Origin of the sequence: Kitasatospora griseola (genome assembly GCF_044999035.1) — a bacterium.
Classification (GTDB): domain Bacteria; phylum Actinomycetota; class Actinomycetes; order Streptomycetales; family Streptomycetaceae; genus Kitasatospora; species Kitasatospora griseola.
In genome coordinates, this window is the sequence record NZ_CP173360.1 from 4,181,934 (window position 1) to 4,196,055 (window position 14,122).

14 protein-coding genes and 1 riboswitch are annotated in these 14,122 nt (G+C 74.0%); of the genes, 9 read left to right on the forward strand and 5 right to left on the reverse strand.

The window, feature by feature from the left end; all coding sequences use genetic code 11:
* Positions 1-187: 187 nt before the first annotated feature.
* The 4 genes from ACI1MP_RS18850 (at position 188) to ACI1MP_RS18865 (ending at position 4,916) form a co-directional block, all read left to right on the forward strand.
* Entirely contained in the window at positions 188-1,345 is a 1,158-nt protein-coding gene (locus tag ACI1MP_RS18850) for a LacI family DNA-binding transcriptional regulator (protein ID WP_100589555.1), read from the forward strand.
* 147 nt (positions 1,346-1,492) lie between these two features.
* Entirely contained in the window at positions 1,493-2,641 is a 1,149-nt protein-coding gene (locus tag ACI1MP_RS18855) for a metallophosphoesterase (RefSeq protein ID WP_083462595.1), read from the forward strand.
* Positions 2,642-2,778: 137 nt separating this feature from the next.
* On the forward strand, positions 2,779-4,050 hold the full coding sequence (locus ACI1MP_RS18860) for a hypothetical protein (RefSeq protein ID WP_404869083.1): 1,272 nt from the start codon (positions 2,779-2,781) through the stop codon (positions 4,048-4,050).
* Between the two features lie 560 nt (positions 4,051-4,610).
* Positions 4,611-4,916 (forward strand): hypothetical protein, encoded by a 306-nt coding sequence (locus tag ACI1MP_RS18865; protein WP_404869084.1) that lies wholly within the window; start codon positions 4,611-4,613, stop codon positions 4,914-4,916.
* Positions 4,917-4,923: 7 nt separating this feature from the next.
* Here ACI1MP_RS18865 and ACI1MP_RS18870 read toward each other — a convergent pair whose 3' ends face one another.
* Positions 4,924-6,177 (reverse strand): M20 family metallopeptidase, encoded by a 1,254-nt coding sequence (locus ACI1MP_RS18870; RefSeq protein WP_404869085.1) that lies wholly within the window; start codon positions 6,175-6,177, stop codon positions 4,924-4,926.
* Between the two features lie 85 nt (positions 6,178-6,262).
* Positions 6,263-6,385: a hypothetical protein gene (locus ACI1MP_RS18875; protein WP_404869086.1), complete on the reverse strand. Its 123-nt coding sequence runs from the start codon at positions 6,383-6,385 to the stop codon at positions 6,263-6,265.
* A 303-nt stretch (positions 6,386-6,688) separates the two neighbouring features.
* Here ACI1MP_RS18875 and ACI1MP_RS18880 point away from each other — a divergent pair, with 303 nt between their 5' ends.
* Positions 6,689-7,513 carry a SecDF P1 head subdomain-containing protein gene (locus ACI1MP_RS18880; protein WP_404869087.1) on the forward strand — a complete coding sequence of 275 codons (825 nt, stop codon included), beginning with the start codon at positions 6,689-6,691 and terminating at the stop codon, positions 7,511-7,513.
* Between the two features lie 13 nt (positions 7,514-7,526).
* On the opposite strand, the gene ACI1MP_RS18885 is transcribed toward ACI1MP_RS18880, so the two are convergent.
* The 3 genes from ACI1MP_RS18885 to thiC form a co-directional block, all read right to left on the reverse strand.
* The gene (locus tag ACI1MP_RS18885; protein ID WP_404869088.1) at positions 7,527-7,973 is read right to left on the reverse strand and encodes a type II toxin-antitoxin system VapC family toxin; all 447 of its coding nucleotides are present in this window, start codon (positions 7,971-7,973) and stop codon (positions 7,527-7,529) included.
* Positions 7,939-8,190 (reverse strand): AbrB/MazE/SpoVT family DNA-binding domain-containing protein, encoded by a 252-nt coding sequence (locus ACI1MP_RS18890; RefSeq protein ID WP_380333772.1) that lies wholly within the window; start codon positions 8,188-8,190, stop codon positions 7,939-7,941. The genes ACI1MP_RS18885 and ACI1MP_RS18890 overlap by 35 nt, the downstream gene beginning before the upstream one ends.
* Positions 8,191-8,294: 104 nt before the next feature.
* Complete coding sequence (thiC, locus tag ACI1MP_RS18895; protein WP_404869089.1) at positions 8,295-10,073, reverse strand: phosphomethylpyrimidine synthase ThiC; 1,779 nt, start codon at positions 10,071-10,073, stop codon at positions 8,295-8,297.
* Positions 10,069-10,201: riboswitch (TPP riboswitch) on the reverse strand. It overlaps the preceding gene by 5 nt.
* Positions 10,202-10,348: 147 nt before the next feature.
* On the opposite strand from thiC, the gene ACI1MP_RS18900 reads away from it, so the two are divergent.
* From ACI1MP_RS18900 to ACI1MP_RS18915, 4 genes are all read left to right on the forward strand, one after another.
* Positions 10,349-10,549, forward strand: a complete 201-nt coding sequence (locus ACI1MP_RS18900; protein WP_380333770.1) for a hypothetical protein — start codon at positions 10,349-10,351, stop codon at positions 10,547-10,549.
* Positions 10,550-10,734: 185 nt separating this feature from the next.
* Complete coding sequence (locus ACI1MP_RS18905) at positions 10,735-12,237, forward strand: flotillin family protein (RefSeq protein ID WP_404869090.1); 1,503 nt, start codon at positions 10,735-10,737, stop codon at positions 12,235-12,237.
* 139 nt (positions 12,238-12,376) lie between these two features.
* Positions 12,377-13,384 carry a 3-oxoacyl-ACP synthase III family protein gene (locus tag ACI1MP_RS18910; RefSeq protein WP_380333768.1) on the forward strand — a complete coding sequence of 336 codons (1,008 nt, stop codon included), beginning with the start codon at positions 12,377-12,379 and terminating at the stop codon, positions 13,382-13,384.
* On the forward strand, positions 13,381-14,121 hold the full coding sequence (locus ACI1MP_RS18915; RefSeq protein WP_232734307.1) for a glycosyltransferase family 2 protein: 741 nt from the start codon (positions 13,381-13,383) through the stop codon (positions 14,119-14,121). Before ACI1MP_RS18910 ends, ACI1MP_RS18915 begins: the two co-directional genes overlap by 4 nt.
* Position 14,122 lies beyond the last annotated feature (1 nt).

Here is a 14,122-nt window from a genome sequence, read left to right on the forward strand (position 1 = left end):
CGTCCGGGTTACGGGTGCAGATCAGCCATTCTGCCGGGTTCCTTTGGCACATGTCAGAGGTATTGAGGCGGGAAAACCACGGGTATCGAAGGGTGCACCCGGGTGGCAGTCATGGAGAAACGTATCTGCGACGCAGGGTGGCGAACCGGTCACAGAATGCCGCGATGCGCCATACGATCGGTCCGCCATGACAGCAGCAGCCAATCAGAACGGTCGCCGAGCCACCGCCTCACGGCGCCTGGAACGGGCAGGCATCCGGGACGTCGCGGCGGCCGCCGGAGTCTCCATCACCACGGTCTCGGACGCCCTCAACGGGAAGGGCCGCCTCCCCGACGAGACCCGGAGCCGGGTCCGCGAGGTCGCCGAGCGCCTCGGCTACCGACCCTCCGCCGCCGCCCGGACGTTGCGCACCGGCCGGTCCGGCCTGATCGGACTGACCGTCACCACCTACGGCGAAGAGCCGTTCACCTTCACCGAGTTCGCCTACTTCGCGGAGATGGCGCGGGCCGCCACCAGCGCCGCGCTCGGGCGCGGCTACGCCCTGGTGGTGCTGCCCGCGTCCTCCCGGCACGACGTGTGGAGCAACATCGCGCTGGACGGCACGGTGGTGATCGACCCGCCCGACCAGGACCCGCTGGTCACCGAGCTGTACCGGTCCGGGGTGCCGGTGGTCTCCGACGGCAAGCCCGGCAACTGCCCGGTCACCGCCTGGGTGGACAACGACCACGAGGCGGCGGTGCTCGGCATCCTGGAGCACCTGAGCGAGGCCGGCGCCCGCCGGATCGGCCTGCTCACCGGCACCTCCACCGACACCTACACCCGGCTGTCCACCGAGGCGTACCTCGCCTGGTGCGACCGGGTCGGCCAGGAGCCGGTGTACGAGGCCTACCCGGCGCACGACCCGGCCGCCGGGGCGGTCGCCGCCGACCGGCTGCTGGCCCGCCCGGACCGGCCGGACGCGGTGTACGGGCTGTTCGACCCGAACGGCACCGACCTGCTGGCCGCCGCCCGCCGCTACGGCCTGCGGGTTCCGGAGGACCTGCTGCTGGTGTGCTGCTCGGAGTCCGACGTCTACGCCAACACCGAACCGCCGATCACCACCCTGTCGCTGAAACCCCGTCGGATCGGCACCACCGTGGTCAACCTGCTGATCGACGCGATCGAAGGAGTCGACGCGGGGTCGGGTTCGGTGCCCGGGCGGCTGTTCCCGCCGCGCTACCGCACCGCCGGCACCGGCCCGCCGCCCGGCACCCTGATGCCCACCGAGCTGATCGTGCGGGCCTCCTCGCAGCGCCGCAGCCCGCGCACCACCATCAGTCCGCCCCGTCCGCCGGGCGAGGTGTGAGCCCGCACCGCCCGCGCTCGCCACTGGTCCGGACCACCCCGGACCGGGGCAGACCGGGCGGCCGACCCGCCGCCCGGCGGGTCAACGGGGAAAACGGATACCGACCAGGTGAGGACGGCGGGAGAGTGCGCTTCCTATGATGGGCGAATGACACCCGAGGACCTCTTCCGCGAACCCGAGCACCCACACTCGGGCGACCGCTCCCGCCAGGACCTCGACGTGCTCCCGCAAGGCTCCTGGTTCGAGCCGGCCGCACCCTCCGGCTACCAGTACGAGGACACCCACAGCACCTACGGCGGCGCCCACTACCTGGAGCAGCACTGGGCCCCCGCCGGGCAGTTCGGCGACAGCGCGCCCGTTCCCGGGCACTACGCCCCCACCGGGGCGGCCCCGCACGAGGACCCGCCGACCATCGAGCTCGGCCCGCCGATCGAGGTGGCGCCCGTCGTCGAGGTGCACTTCCCGTACCCGCAGCCCGAGCCCGGCGAGGGCCCCGGCCCGCTGTTCGTCATCGGCGACGTGCACGGCTACCTCGACGAACTGCTCGCCGCGCTGCACCAGCAGGGCCTGATCGACGCCGAGGGCCACTGGTCGGCCGGCCGCTCCCGGGTCTGGTTCCTCGGCGACTTCACCGACCGCGGCCCGGACGGCATCGGCGTCATCGACCTGGTGATGCAGCTGGCCGCCGAGGCGGCCGCCGCCGGCGGCTACTGCCGCGCCCTGATGGGCAATCACGAACTGCTGTTCCTGGGCGCCGCCCGGTACGGCGACGAGGCCGTCCAGTCCACCGCCGGCACCGCCTCGTTCCTGGCCGCCTGGCGGCTCAACGGCGGCCAGCAGCACGACCTGGAGCGCCTGCAGCCGCACCACATCAGCTGGCTGTCCCGGCTGCCCGCGATGGCGCTGGAGGACGGCCACCTGCTGCTGCACTCCGACACCACCGCGTACCTGGAGTACGGCGAGACCATCGCCGACGTCAACGACGCCGTGCACGCGCTGCTCGCCGACGAGGGCATCGACGAATGGTGGGACGCCTTCCGCAAGTTCACCAAGCGGTTCGCGTTCCGCGGCCAGGCCGGCACCATGGCCGCGCAGGAGCTGCTCGCCATGTACGGCGGCTACCGGGTGGTGCACGGCCACAGCCCGATCCCGTACCTGACCGGCGAGCACCCGGAGGACGGCACCCCGCCGCACGTGCCCGGCCCGTACATCTACGCCGACGAGCTGGCCATCGCGATGGACGGCGGCGTCACCATGGACGGTCGGCTGCTGGTCGCCCGGCTGCCGCTGAACTGACGCTTCCTTGAACAACTGATCGACGGCGCAAGGGGACTGAGCGCACCGAAGTTCCGGAAAGAGCCTGTCGGCGCGCTCCCGCGCACCCCTACCATCGAGGCCTGCGACTTCCGTCCACCTCGCGGAACGGGGTACCCATGAGCCACCCGCCGCGCCTGCTCGCCGAGGACCGCGCCGACTTCGACCGGCTGCTCGACGAAGCCCTGCGCGACCCCGCCGTCCGGCAGGCCCTGGCCGAGCCCGGCGTGCACCTCAACACCGAACAGCTCCGCACCAGGGTCCTCGCGGAGGCCGAGACCGTCGCCGCGCCCGCGGCCGCCGAGTACGCCCACTACCTGGAACTGCGTGCCGCGGCCGCCGAGCAGCGCCCGGACAGCGCGCCACCGGTCGTCGGCGCCGGGCTGCTCCCCGCGCTGACGGTGCTGACGCCGCTGCTGGCCGGGTCCACGGGGCTGATCCTGCTGGTGCTCGGCTGGCTGCTGCGGGTCACCGCGCCCGGCCTGGCGTTCGGGCGCGCCGCCGTCACCGCCGGGCTGCTCGCGCTGGCCGTCGCCGCCGCCGCGCTGCTGATCGGCGGCGCCGGGCTGATCCTCACCGCGCGCCGCGGCGCCGCCCGGTCCGCCGGCGCGGACCCGTACCAGCAGGCCGAACTGGCCGCGGCCCGGGCCGCCTGGCACACCGCGCTGCGCGACCGCGCCCTGCTGCCCTGGCTGCTCGCCCACCACACCGCCACCCCCGGCACCGGCGTCCCGCGCCCCCGGACCTCCCCGCCCGACCTGCACAGCCCCGGCTACAGCCGGGCCGGGTACGGCAGCCCCGGGTTCACCAGCCCCGGCGCGGACGGCCTGACGGGCGATCAGGGACGTCCGCGCCCGGCCGGGTTCACCGGCCCCGGCCACAGCAGCCCGGACTTCACCGGCCCCGGCCCCGAAGGCCTGACCGACGACCAGGGCCGCAAGCGCAGCGACGGCCCCCGTTTCACCAGCCCCGGCCCGGAACACCTCACCGACGCCGACGGCCGGCCCCGTCCCGACGGCCCGCGCTACACCGCACCCGACTTCACCAGCCCCGGCCGCAAGGGCCTGACGGACGATCAGGGCCGCTCACGCCCGGCCGGGTTCACCAGCCCGGGCCACCACAGCCCGGACTTCACCAGCCCCGGGCCCGAAGGCCTGACGGACGACCGGGGCCGCAGGCGCACGGACGGCCCCGGCTTCACCAGCCCCGGCCCCGAGCAGCTCACCGACGCCGACGGCCGGCCCCGCCCCGACGGCCCGCGCTACACCGCACCCGACTTCACCAGCCCCGGGCCGGAGGGTCTGACGGACGGCCGTGGCCGCCCCCGCCCGGCCGGCGGCGCCCCGGACCCCCGGGCCGATGCCGAGGACCACGGCCAGGACGACGACTGACCGGATCAGCCCCGTGATCGACGAGTTGGACCTGGCCCTGGTCGACGCCCTGCGGGTCGACCCGCGGGCGCGTTGGCCCGGCCGGCCGCGCCGCTCGGGGTCGGCCCGGCTGACTGCCGACGGGGACGTCTGGGTGACGTGCTGTGACGTGCTACCCGTCCGCGGACCGGATCGGCCGGGGCCTGACCGCCCTCGTCCAGGTCGGCTGCCCCGCCGACCGGTGACCGCCGTCGCCGCCCACGACCACGACGCGCTGACGGCGTACCTGCTCCGTTCCTGGCGTCCTGCGCACCCGCACCCCGGCCTGGTGGAGCGCACCGTGGTCGAGGGCAGCCGGTTCAGCAGCGGCGCCCTGGACCCGGCGCAGCGCGGCCGCCGTCGCGGCCCCGTCCGGGCGGCCCGGCCGACCGGTCGCGGAGCGGCGGATCGAGCAGGACCTGGCCCTGATCCGGGCGCTCGGCGCCGACGGCCGGATGCCGTACGGGGCGCTCGCCCCCGCACCGGCCCGCCCGCGCCACGGTGCACCGCCGGCTCGCCGAGCTGCGCGAATCGGGCCGGCGGTGCTGCGCTGCGACGCCTCGCCCCGGGTCACCGGGTACCCGCTGGGCGCGACGCTTCGGCTGGACGTCCCCGGCCGCGCTGCCGCAGACCCGGATGTGCGCGACCACCGTCGGCCCCGCCCACCTGGTGGTCCACCTGATCGCCCCCGGCTGCCGGAGCTGCATCGGATCGAGCAGGAGCCGGCGCTGCGCTTCCCGGCCGTGCGCGTCCTCGACCGCCACCCGACCCTGCGCGCGCCCAAGCCGGTCGGCCACCTGCTCACTGCCGACGGCCGGCGCACCGGGTACGTCCCGATCGCACCCTGACGCCCCGTCAGCCCGTCGCCCGGCCGAGCGCCAGCGCCGCCAGCAGGGCCGCCGCGTCGCCGAGCACGGCGTCGTCGAAGCGGGCCTGCGGGGAGTGGTTGTAGGGGGCGGTGAACGGGTCGACGTCGGCCGGACAGGCGCCGAGCACGACGTACGCGGCGGGGACGTGTTCGGCCAGGACGCCGAAGTCCTCCGAGCCGGCCAACGGGCGGGGCATCTCGACGTACCGGTCGCCGCCGAGCAGTCGGCGGACCGTCCGCTCCGCGTACGCGGCCTCGGCCGGGTCGTTGACGGTCACCGGGTAGCCGGGCTCGGCCACCGCCTCGACCTGGCAGCCGTGCGCCTCGCCGATGCCGCGCACCACCCGGACGGCCCGGTCGAGCACCTGCGCCCGGGCGGCGGGGGAGAACGAGCGGACGGTGGCGGCGAATTCGGCCCGGTCGGGGACGACGTTCTCCACCGTGCCCGCGTGGAAGGTGCCGACGGTGAGCACCACCGGGTCGAAGGCGTCGAACTGGCGGGTGACCAGGGTCTGCAGCGCCAGCACCGCCTCGCAGGCCACCGGGACGGGGTCGAGCGCCAGGTGCGGGCTGGAGCCGTGGCCGCCGCGGCCGCGGACCACCACCCGCAGCGTGTCGCTGGCGGCCATGATCGGGCCGGGCCGGCCGGCCACGTACCCGGCGGGCAGCTGCGCGGCGGCGACGTGCAGCGCGTACGCGGCGGCGACCCGCTCCCCGGCGGCGTCCAGCACGCCCTCCTCGATCATCAGGGCGGCCCCGCCCGCGCCCTCCTCCCCCGGCTGGAACATGAACACCACGCTGCCGGCCAGCTGTTCGCGCCGCTCGGCGAGCAGCCGGGCCGCGCCGACCAGCGCGGCGGCGTGCAGGTCGTGGCCGCAGGCGTGCATCGCGCCGGGCAGCTCGGAGGCGTACGGCAGGCCGGTCTCCTCCTGGACGGGCAGCGCGTCCAGGTCGGCGCGCAGCAGCACGGCCGGGCCGGGGCGGGCGCCGCGCAGCACGGCGGTGACGGAGGACAGCCGCTCGCCGAGGGTGATCTCCAGCGGCAGGCCGTCGAGCGCGGCCAGCAGCCGGGCTCGGGTGCGCGGCAGGTCGAGGCCGATCTCCGGGTGGCGGTGCAGGCCGCGCCGGAGTTCGACCAAGGCAGGCCGGAGTGCGGCGGCGGCGCGGCGCAGGTCTTCGCTGCCTCCGGGGTCTTCGAGGTTCTCGGACGTGGGGAGGTCGGGGTGAACGTCGGCCGACACGGGTGCGCCTCCAGGGTGGACGGGGAGCGGACGGTCTCCGGCATCCTGCCCCGGAACCGCCGCCCGGCCGCCCCCGACGCACGGATCAGCCGCGACCGGCGGTCTCCGCACACGGATCGGCCGGCAGTGCGGCCGCGACCGCCCGGGCTGCGGCGGCGGGCGCGGCGGTGCCTTCGCGCAGCGCGATGACGATCGCGCCGTCCGTCAACAGGACGATCCGGCGGGCGAGTTCGGCGCTCTCCGGCTCCGGTCGGCCGTCGGCGGCCGGCAGGGCGGCGAGGTGGGCGACGACCTGGCGCCCGTGGCCCGCGGCGACCCGGTCGGCGGGGCGAAGGCGGCTTCGCCCACCTCCGCCTCCCCGGCACCGACACCGACACCGACACCGTCCGGGTGGTCTCCGCGCCGGCCGCCCAGCGGCTCACCCACCGAGACTGATCTCTCTCAACTTCCGTTCGTTCCAAGCCTGTTGAAACTCCCCTGCGCGGGCCGCCCGGCTGTCACAATCGCTTCCATGACGTCACCGATCCGCGCCCTGGCCGTCGCGGCCGCGCTGCTCACCGCCGGACTCGCCGTCACCGCCTGCAACTCCGGCAGCCCGGACGGCGGGAAGCGGACGGTGGTGGCCTTCACCTCGGACAGTCCGCTCTCCGGCGAAGCCCTCAAGCAGGCCGCCGAACAGCTCCGTCACCGCGCCGAACTGCTCGGTTTCAAGGACCCCCGGGTCAGCACCGACGGCGGGACTCTCTCGCTCTCCGTCGCCGGTGCCGTCGACAACCGCACCGAGGCCCTCACCCACCAGGTCGTCCTGGAGTTCCGCCCCGTCCTCGCCACCGCACCGCCCGCCGACAGCAGCACCGCGCCGTCGAGTGCCGTCCCGCCCCCGCTGCGCCCGCAGTTCCAGGCCCTGGACTGCACCGCCCCGCCGCGCCCCGCCGACCCGAGCACCGCGACCGTCGCCTGCAGCACGGCCACCGCTCAGGAACCGGCTCTGAAGCTCGCCCTCGGCCCGGTCGCCATCAAGGGCGCCGACATCGCCAAGAGCACCGCCGTCTTCGACGACCGCAGCGCCAGGTGGGGGATCGACCTCACCTTCACCGCCGCCGGCGCGACCGGCCTCACCACCCTCACCACCGCCCTGGTCACCCAGTCCGACCCGGCCAACCAGTTCGCCATCGTCATCGACGGCGCCGTCGCCTCCCACCCCGCCGTCATGCAGCCCATCACCGGCGGCCAGGCCCTCATCACCGGCTCCTTCACCCACGACCAGGCCCAGACCCTCGCCGCCCAACTCGCCACCCCCGCCCTCCCCGCAGGCCTCCACCCCGCCACCCCCTGACGGCGGACCACCCTCAGGGACAGATCAGGCTCACGGTCGGAAAGTACGTCCGGTAGCGGGTGGCATCCCGGGTGAGCAGCCGATGTCCCCGCACGGCCGCGTGCGCGCCGATGTAGAAGTCGGGCAACGGAGCGGTCTTCTGCCCACCGCGCCGCCGGTACTGCAGGAACGCCTTGCCGGCCAGGAAGCCCGCCTCGTAGGGCAGCAGCTCACGGCCGAACGCCTCGGCCGGCAGCGCCTCGTCGAGCTCCTCGATCGCGAAGAAGGCCGCCGAGACCTCCGCGTACACGATCGGGTTGATCACCACCGGACCTTCGTCCTGCACCCGGGCGAGCTCGGACTCGGACCAGTCCGCCCAGGTCGGGTCGTCCGTCATCAGATCCAGCAACACGCACGAATCCACCAGCGCCACCGGCCGGCTCCGCTCACGGGCGACCGACGTCAGTCGGCTGCTCGCCACGCAGCAGCTCCATGATCCGGTCGGTGGACATTCCGCTGTCGGCGGTCCCCCTCATGCGCCGGGCCACCCGTTGCCCCCGCGTTCCGCCCTCCGCCCGGCGCACTATGCGCAGGACGCCGTCCTCCTCGATGACGTCCACCTCGTCCCCGGGGTGGAGACCGTACTTCTCACGGAGCTCCGCCGGGATGGTGACCTGCCCCTTGCTGTTCAACCGCATCGCGCCCTCCCAGGTATCCCGTATGACGCCCACCACGTAATACCAGCTCTCGCCGGGGAGCGCCGCCCCGAGGTGGTCGGGGCGGCGCCGGCGCGCGTGGGGTGTCAGTCGGTGAGCGGGAGGTAGACCCGGTTGCCGTGGGCGGCGAACTCGGCGGACTTCTCGGCCATGCCGGCCTGGACGGTGTCGTCGAGGTCGGTGCCGTGTTCGTCGCGGATCTGGCGGCTGATCTTCATCGAGCAGAACTTCGGGCCGCACATGGAGCAGAAGTGCGCGGTCTTGGCGGGTTCGGCGGGGAGGGTCTCGTCGTGGAAGGCGCGGGCCGTCTCCGGGTCGAGGGCCAGGTTGAACTGGTCCTCCCAGCGGAACTCGAAGCGGGCGTCGGAGAGGGCGTCGTCCCAGGCCTGGGCGCCGGGGTGGCCCTTGGCGAGGTCGGCGGCGTGGGCGGCGATCTTGTAGGTGATGACGCCGGTCTTGACGTCGTCGCGGTTGGGCAGGCCCAGGTGTTCCTTGGGGGTGACGTAGCAGAGCATCGCGGTGCCCCACCAGGCGATCATCGCGGCGCCGATGCCGGAGGTGATGTGGTCGTAGCCGGGGGCGACGTCGGTGGTGAGCGGGCCGAGCGTGTAGAACGGGGCCTCGTCGCAGATCTCCTGCTGGAGTTCCATGTTCTCGCGGATCTTGTGCATCGGGACGTGCCCGGGGCCCTCGATCATCACCTGGACGTCCTTGGCCCGGGCGATCCGGCCGAGCTCGCCGAGGGTGGTGAGTTCGGCGAACTGCGCCTCGTCGTTGGCGTCGGCGATGGAGCCGGGGCGCAGGCCGTCACCGAGCGAGAAGGTGACGTCGTAGGCGCGCAGCAGGTCGCAGAGTTCCTCGAAGTGGGTGTAGAGGAAATTCTCCTGATGGTGCGCCAGGCACCAGGCGGCCATGATGGAGCCGCCGCGCGAGACGATGCCGGTCTTGCGGCGGGCGGTGAGCGGCACGTACCGCAGCAGCACGCCGGCGTGCACCGTCATGTAGTCGACGCCCTGCTCGCACTGTTCGAGGACGGTGTCCCGGTAGACCTCCCAGCTGAGGTCCTCGGCCCGGCCGTCGACCTTCTCCAGCGCCTGGTAGAGCGGGACGGTGCCGATCGGGACGGGGGAGTTGCGCAGGATCCACTCGCGGGTGGTGTGGATGTTGCGGCCGGTGGAGAGGTCCATGACGGTGTCGGCGCCCCACCGGGTGGCCCAGGTCATCTTCTCCACCTCCTCCTCGATGGAGGAGGTGACGGCGGAGTTGCCGATGTTGGCGTTGATCTTCACCAGGAAGTCGGTGCCGATGACGGCCGGTTCGCTCTCGGGGTGGTTGACGTTGACCGGGATGACGGCCCGCCCGCGCGCCACCTGCTCGCGCACGAACTCCGGTTCCAGGCCTTCCCGGAGTGCCACGAACTCCATCTCCGGGGTGATCAACCCGCGCTTGGCGTAGCCGAGTTGGGTGACGGCGACGCCGTCCCTGGCGCGCAGCGGGCGGCGCGGGCGGCCGGGGAAGACGGCGTCCAGGTTGCGCAGGTCGCCGCCGCGCGGCGCGGTGTGCTTGATGCCGTCGTCCTCGGGCCGGGCCTCCCGGCCGTCGTACTCCTCGACGTCGCCGCGTTGGCGGATCCAGGCGTCGCGGAGGGCGGGCAGTCCGCGTCGGACGTCGGTGGGCAGGTCGGGGTCGGTGTACGGGCCGGAGGTGTCGTACAGCGGGACGGTCCGGCCGTTGGTCAGGTGGACCTCGCGGTAGGGGACCCGCAGGTCGGGGCGGCTGCCCTGACGGTAGGCCTTGCGCCAGGCCGGGGTGGGGTACCCCTCGGCGGACGGCCGGGCAGACGTGTGCTCAGAAAATACGGTCATCGGACCTTCAACTCCCTACGCCGGCATTACCCGGTCAGGTTCCTGCGGTCGGCGCAGCAGGTGGTACGCGGGCCGCGTACCGTCAGCGCCCTCTCAGCCCGGTGCTCCGAGCTCCCGTTCCGCGCAGGCGTGGCCGCCTGCGTTCGGTTCCTCACCGTAGGGCACGATGCGACGCCGGTCCAGGGCGCACCGCTCGGTCCCGCCCGCCCGCCGGCGGCAACTCCCGCGCGCGATCGTGCTGTTCACGCCCCGTTCGAAGTGGGAGAATCGTCCAGGTGATCGGACTGATGGGACGGGTGACGGGGCGGATCGGCGCGGGCCTGGTCGGCGAGGTGATGGTGCACATCCCGGAGCGGCTGGGCACCGAGGCGTTCCTGGCGTACCTCGCCACGCCGGGCGAGTCGTTGGAGCCGGGCGCCATGGTGGTCGTGGTCGAGTACCAGCCACCGCGCACGGTCTACGTCGAGCCGCTCTGATCGCCCGTCAGAACGATTCCGCTCACCCCCCGCGACCGTTTCGGGACAGTGCGAGTTCCCCTCCGCCCACCCCTTCCCCCGTGATCCGGAACGGCGGAGAATGCGGCTGCCGCCGGTTTCCGCGCCAGATCTGCACAACCCAAGCGCAGCACGGGACCGGTGCGCTCCGAAGGGGGAGATTGCCGATGCTGATCGGCATCGCAGGAAGCGCCGTCGGAGGCGTCGTTCTTCTGATCGTCCTGTTCAAGCTCATGTGGCGGGTCGCCGAGCCCAACGAGGCGCTGGTGATCTCGGGTTCCAAGCACGGCGAGGGCCTCGGCTTCCGCGTGGTGACCGGGCGGGGCACCTTCGTGGTGCCGGGCGTCCAGGCGGTCCGCCGGCTCTCGCTCGACCTGAACGAGGCCGCACTCGACGTGGAGTGTGTGACGTCGCAGGGAATTCCCGTGCACGTCAAGGGGGTTGTGATCTTCAAGGTGGGCGACGACAACGCGTCGATCGCCAACGCCGCCCGGCGTTTCCTGGACCAGCAGAAGATGATGGGCCAGCGGGTGCACAACGTGTTCGCCGGCCACCTGCGGTCCATCGTCGGCGGGCTGACGGTCGAGGACATGATCCGCGACCGCGAGCGGCTCACCGGTGAGACCCGCTCCGCCTCGGGCATCGAGATGGAGAAGCTCGGTCTGATCATCGACTCGCTGCAGATCCAGGAGATCCTGGACCCGACCGGCTACATCACCAACCTGGCCGCGCCGCACGCCGCGGCCGTCCAGCGCGACGCCCGCATCGCCGCCGCCGAGGCGGACCGGCGGGCCACCGAGGCCGAGCAGGAGGCGTTCGCCCGCAAGGCCGAGGCCACCCGCAACTCCGGTATCCAGCAGGCCGGTTACCAGGCCGAGATGGACACCGCCGCGGCCCGGGCGCTGCAGGCCGGCCCGCTCGCGCAAGCCGCCGCCCGGCAGGAGGTCGTGGTCCAGGAGACCAAGGTCGCCGAGCTGGAGGCGCACCGCAAGGAGCAGCAGCTGCAGGCGGACGTCCGCAAGCCCGCGGACGCCCGCGCGTACGAGACCCGCACCAAGGCCGAGGCCGACCGCGACGCCCGGATCTCCGCCGCCGAGGCGCTGTCCCGGGAGACCGACCTGAAGACCGCCGCCGAGGCGAACCGGGTCAAGGTCGCCGCCGCCGCCGAGGCCGAGGCCACCCGGGCCCGCGGTCTGGCCGCAGCCGAGGCCACCCGGGCCACCGGTGAGGCGCAGGCCGCCGCCGAGGCCGCCAAGGGCCTGGCCGAGGCCGAGGCGTCCCGGGCGAAGGGTCTCGCCGAGGCGGAGGCCACCCGGGCGCAGGGCCTGGCCGAGGCCGAGGGCATCAAGGCCCGCGCCGCGGCGCTGGCCGAGAACCAGGAGGCGGTGGTCGCCCAGCAGCTCGCCGAGAACTGGCCGGCGATCGTCCGGGCCGGCGCGGACGCGTTCGGCAACGTCGAGCACATGGTGCTGCTGAACGGCGCCGAGGGCATGTCCGAGATGTTCGCCAAGGCGCTCACCATGGGCGGCACCGGCCTCGGCCTGGCCCGCCAACTGCTCACCGCGATGTCCCCGTCCGCCGCGGACGCCGGGAACGGCGAGAGCACCGCGGCCGCCAAGGCCGCCGCCACCCCGGCGCAGGTCATCCCGATCCAGGCCGACCCCGAGTAACTCCCGGCAGGGACAGGCACGTTCCGCCCGGGCGAGGGAACCCCTCCCCGGGCGGACCCATGTCCGCCTCCGCACATCTCAGCCGCGGGTGAGTACTCGTACTCACGCCCCCGGGCCGGCTCCGCGCCAGCATCGAGCCATGGACCTCCTGCCTCGCATCGGGATCACCGCGACCGGCTCGTGCCTGCCCCGACAGACCGTCACCTCCGGCCAGTTGCAGGACGAAGTGGCCGCCGGCGCCCGGCTTCCGCTGCCCGACGGCATGTTCGAGAAGGCGACCGGCATCCGCACCCGGCGCTTCGCCCGCGACGACGAGCACCCCTCCACGCTGGCGCTGGGCGCGGCCCGCCGGGCGCTCGCGGCGCGCGGGATCGGGCCCGAGGACGTCGACCTGCTGCTGTTCGCTTCCGCCTCGCGGGATGTCTGCGAGCCCGCCACCGCGCACCTGGTGCAGGCCGAACTCGGCTCCCGCGCGCACGCGTTCGACCTGTCCAACGCGTGCAACAGCTTCCTGAACGGCATCGACGCCGCCCGCGCGATGATCCTGGCCGGGCGGGCCCGGCGGGCGCTGGTGGTGACGGGGGAGACGCCGAGCCGGGCGATGCGCCGCGACCCGTCCGGCCTGGCCGAGTTCCGGGAGGGCTTCGCGGGCTACACCTTCGGCGACGGCGGGGCGGCCGTGGTGGTGGAGCGGGTGGAGCGCGGCGGCATCCTCGACATCGAGGCCGAGACGGCGTCCGAGCACTGGGAGGTCGGCGGCATCCCGGGCGGCGGCTCGCGGCATCCGCGCGGCGACGAGTGGAGCTACTTCCGCGGCGGCGGCAAGGAGTTGCGCGGGGTGTTCGAGCGGATCGGCGCGGACATCCTGACCCGGGTGGCGACCCGCACCGGCTTCGGCTGGGACGCCTACGCCCGGGTGCTGGTGCACCAGGTCACGCTGCCGTACCTGGAGCGGTTCGTCGAGCTGACGGGGGCGCCCGCCGACAAGCTGGTGGTCACCGTACCCGAGCTCGGCAACCTGGCCTCCGCCACCATCGGCGTCCAACTCGACCGGATCACAGGTGAGTTGGAGCCGGGCGAGCGGGTCCTGATGGTCGGCCTGGGCGGCGGCGTCAGCCTGATGACGATGGTGTGGGAGAAGTCGTGACGGCCCTGTGGGTGCTCGTCCCGGCCTATCAGGAAGCGGCCAGGATCGGCGGCGCCCTGCGCGCCCTGGCCGGCCAGCGCGATCTGGACTTCACCCTGCTGGTGGTCGACAACGGCTCCACCGACGACACCTGCGCCCAGGTGCGGGCATTCGCCGAGCAGGCCCCGTTCCCGGTGCGGCTGCTGGTGGAACCGGACAAGGGCGTGGGCTGCGCCGTTGACACCGGCTTCCGGCACGCCATCGCGAACGGCGCCACCCTGCTGGCCCGCACCGACGCCGACTGCCTGCCCGAACCGGGCTGGACGGCCGCCGCCCGTGCCGGGATGCTCGCCTGCGGCGGCCTGGTCTGCGGCAAGGTCACCGCCCGCCGCGACGAACACGGCCCGCTGGGCCGCGGCACCTTCCGCGTCCTGGTCGGCATCGGCGCGTTCTTCGGCCGGATCCGCCCCGCGCACCGCCGCCGGCACGGCTACCTGACGCCCTACCGGATGCACGCCGGCAACAACATGGCCGTCACCGCCGAGCTCTACCTGGCCTCCGGCGGCATGCCCCGGCGACCCTCCCCCACCGACCGCGCCTTCATCAACCGGGTCCGTCGGATCAGCACCGCGATCGTGCACCGCCCCGACATGGTGGTCCAGAACTCCACCCGCCGGATCCGCGCCTACGGCCTGCGCGGCACCGCCCGCTGGTACCTGGAGCGCGGCGCCGGCCACCGCTCGGTCGACGTCCGCTGAA

Excerpts from the sequence above, each read along its gene's own strand:
- ACI1MP_RS18850 (WP_100589555.1), top strand. The coding sequence starts at position 188 with ATGACAGCAGCAGCCAATCAGAACGGTCGCCGAGCCACCGCCTCACGG.
- ACI1MP_RS18855 (WP_083462595.1), top strand. The coding sequence starts at position 1,493 with ATGACACCCGAGGACCTCTTCCGCGAACCCGAGCACCCACACTCGGGC.
- ACI1MP_RS18860 (WP_404869083.1), top strand. The coding sequence starts at position 2,779 with ATGAGCCACCCGCCGCGCCTGCTCGCCGAGGACCGCGCCGACTTCGAC.
- ACI1MP_RS18880 (WP_404869087.1), top strand. The coding sequence starts at position 6,689 with ATGACGTCACCGATCCGCGCCCTGGCCGTCGCGGCCGCGCTGCTCACC.
- ACI1MP_RS18890 (WP_380333772.1), bottom strand. The coding sequence starts at position 8,190 with ATGCGGTTGAACAGCAAGGGGCAGGTCACCATCCCGGCGGAGCTCCGT.
- thiC (WP_404869089.1), bottom strand. The coding sequence starts at position 10,073 with ATGACCGTATTTTCTGAGCACACGTCTGCCCGGCCGTCCGCCGAGGGG.
- ACI1MP_RS18905 (WP_404869090.1), top strand. The coding sequence starts at position 10,735 with ATGCTGATCGGCATCGCAGGAAGCGCCGTCGGAGGCGTCGTTCTTCTG.
- ACI1MP_RS18910 (WP_380333768.1), top strand. The coding sequence starts at position 12,377 with ATGGACCTCCTGCCTCGCATCGGGATCACCGCGACCGGCTCGTGCCTG.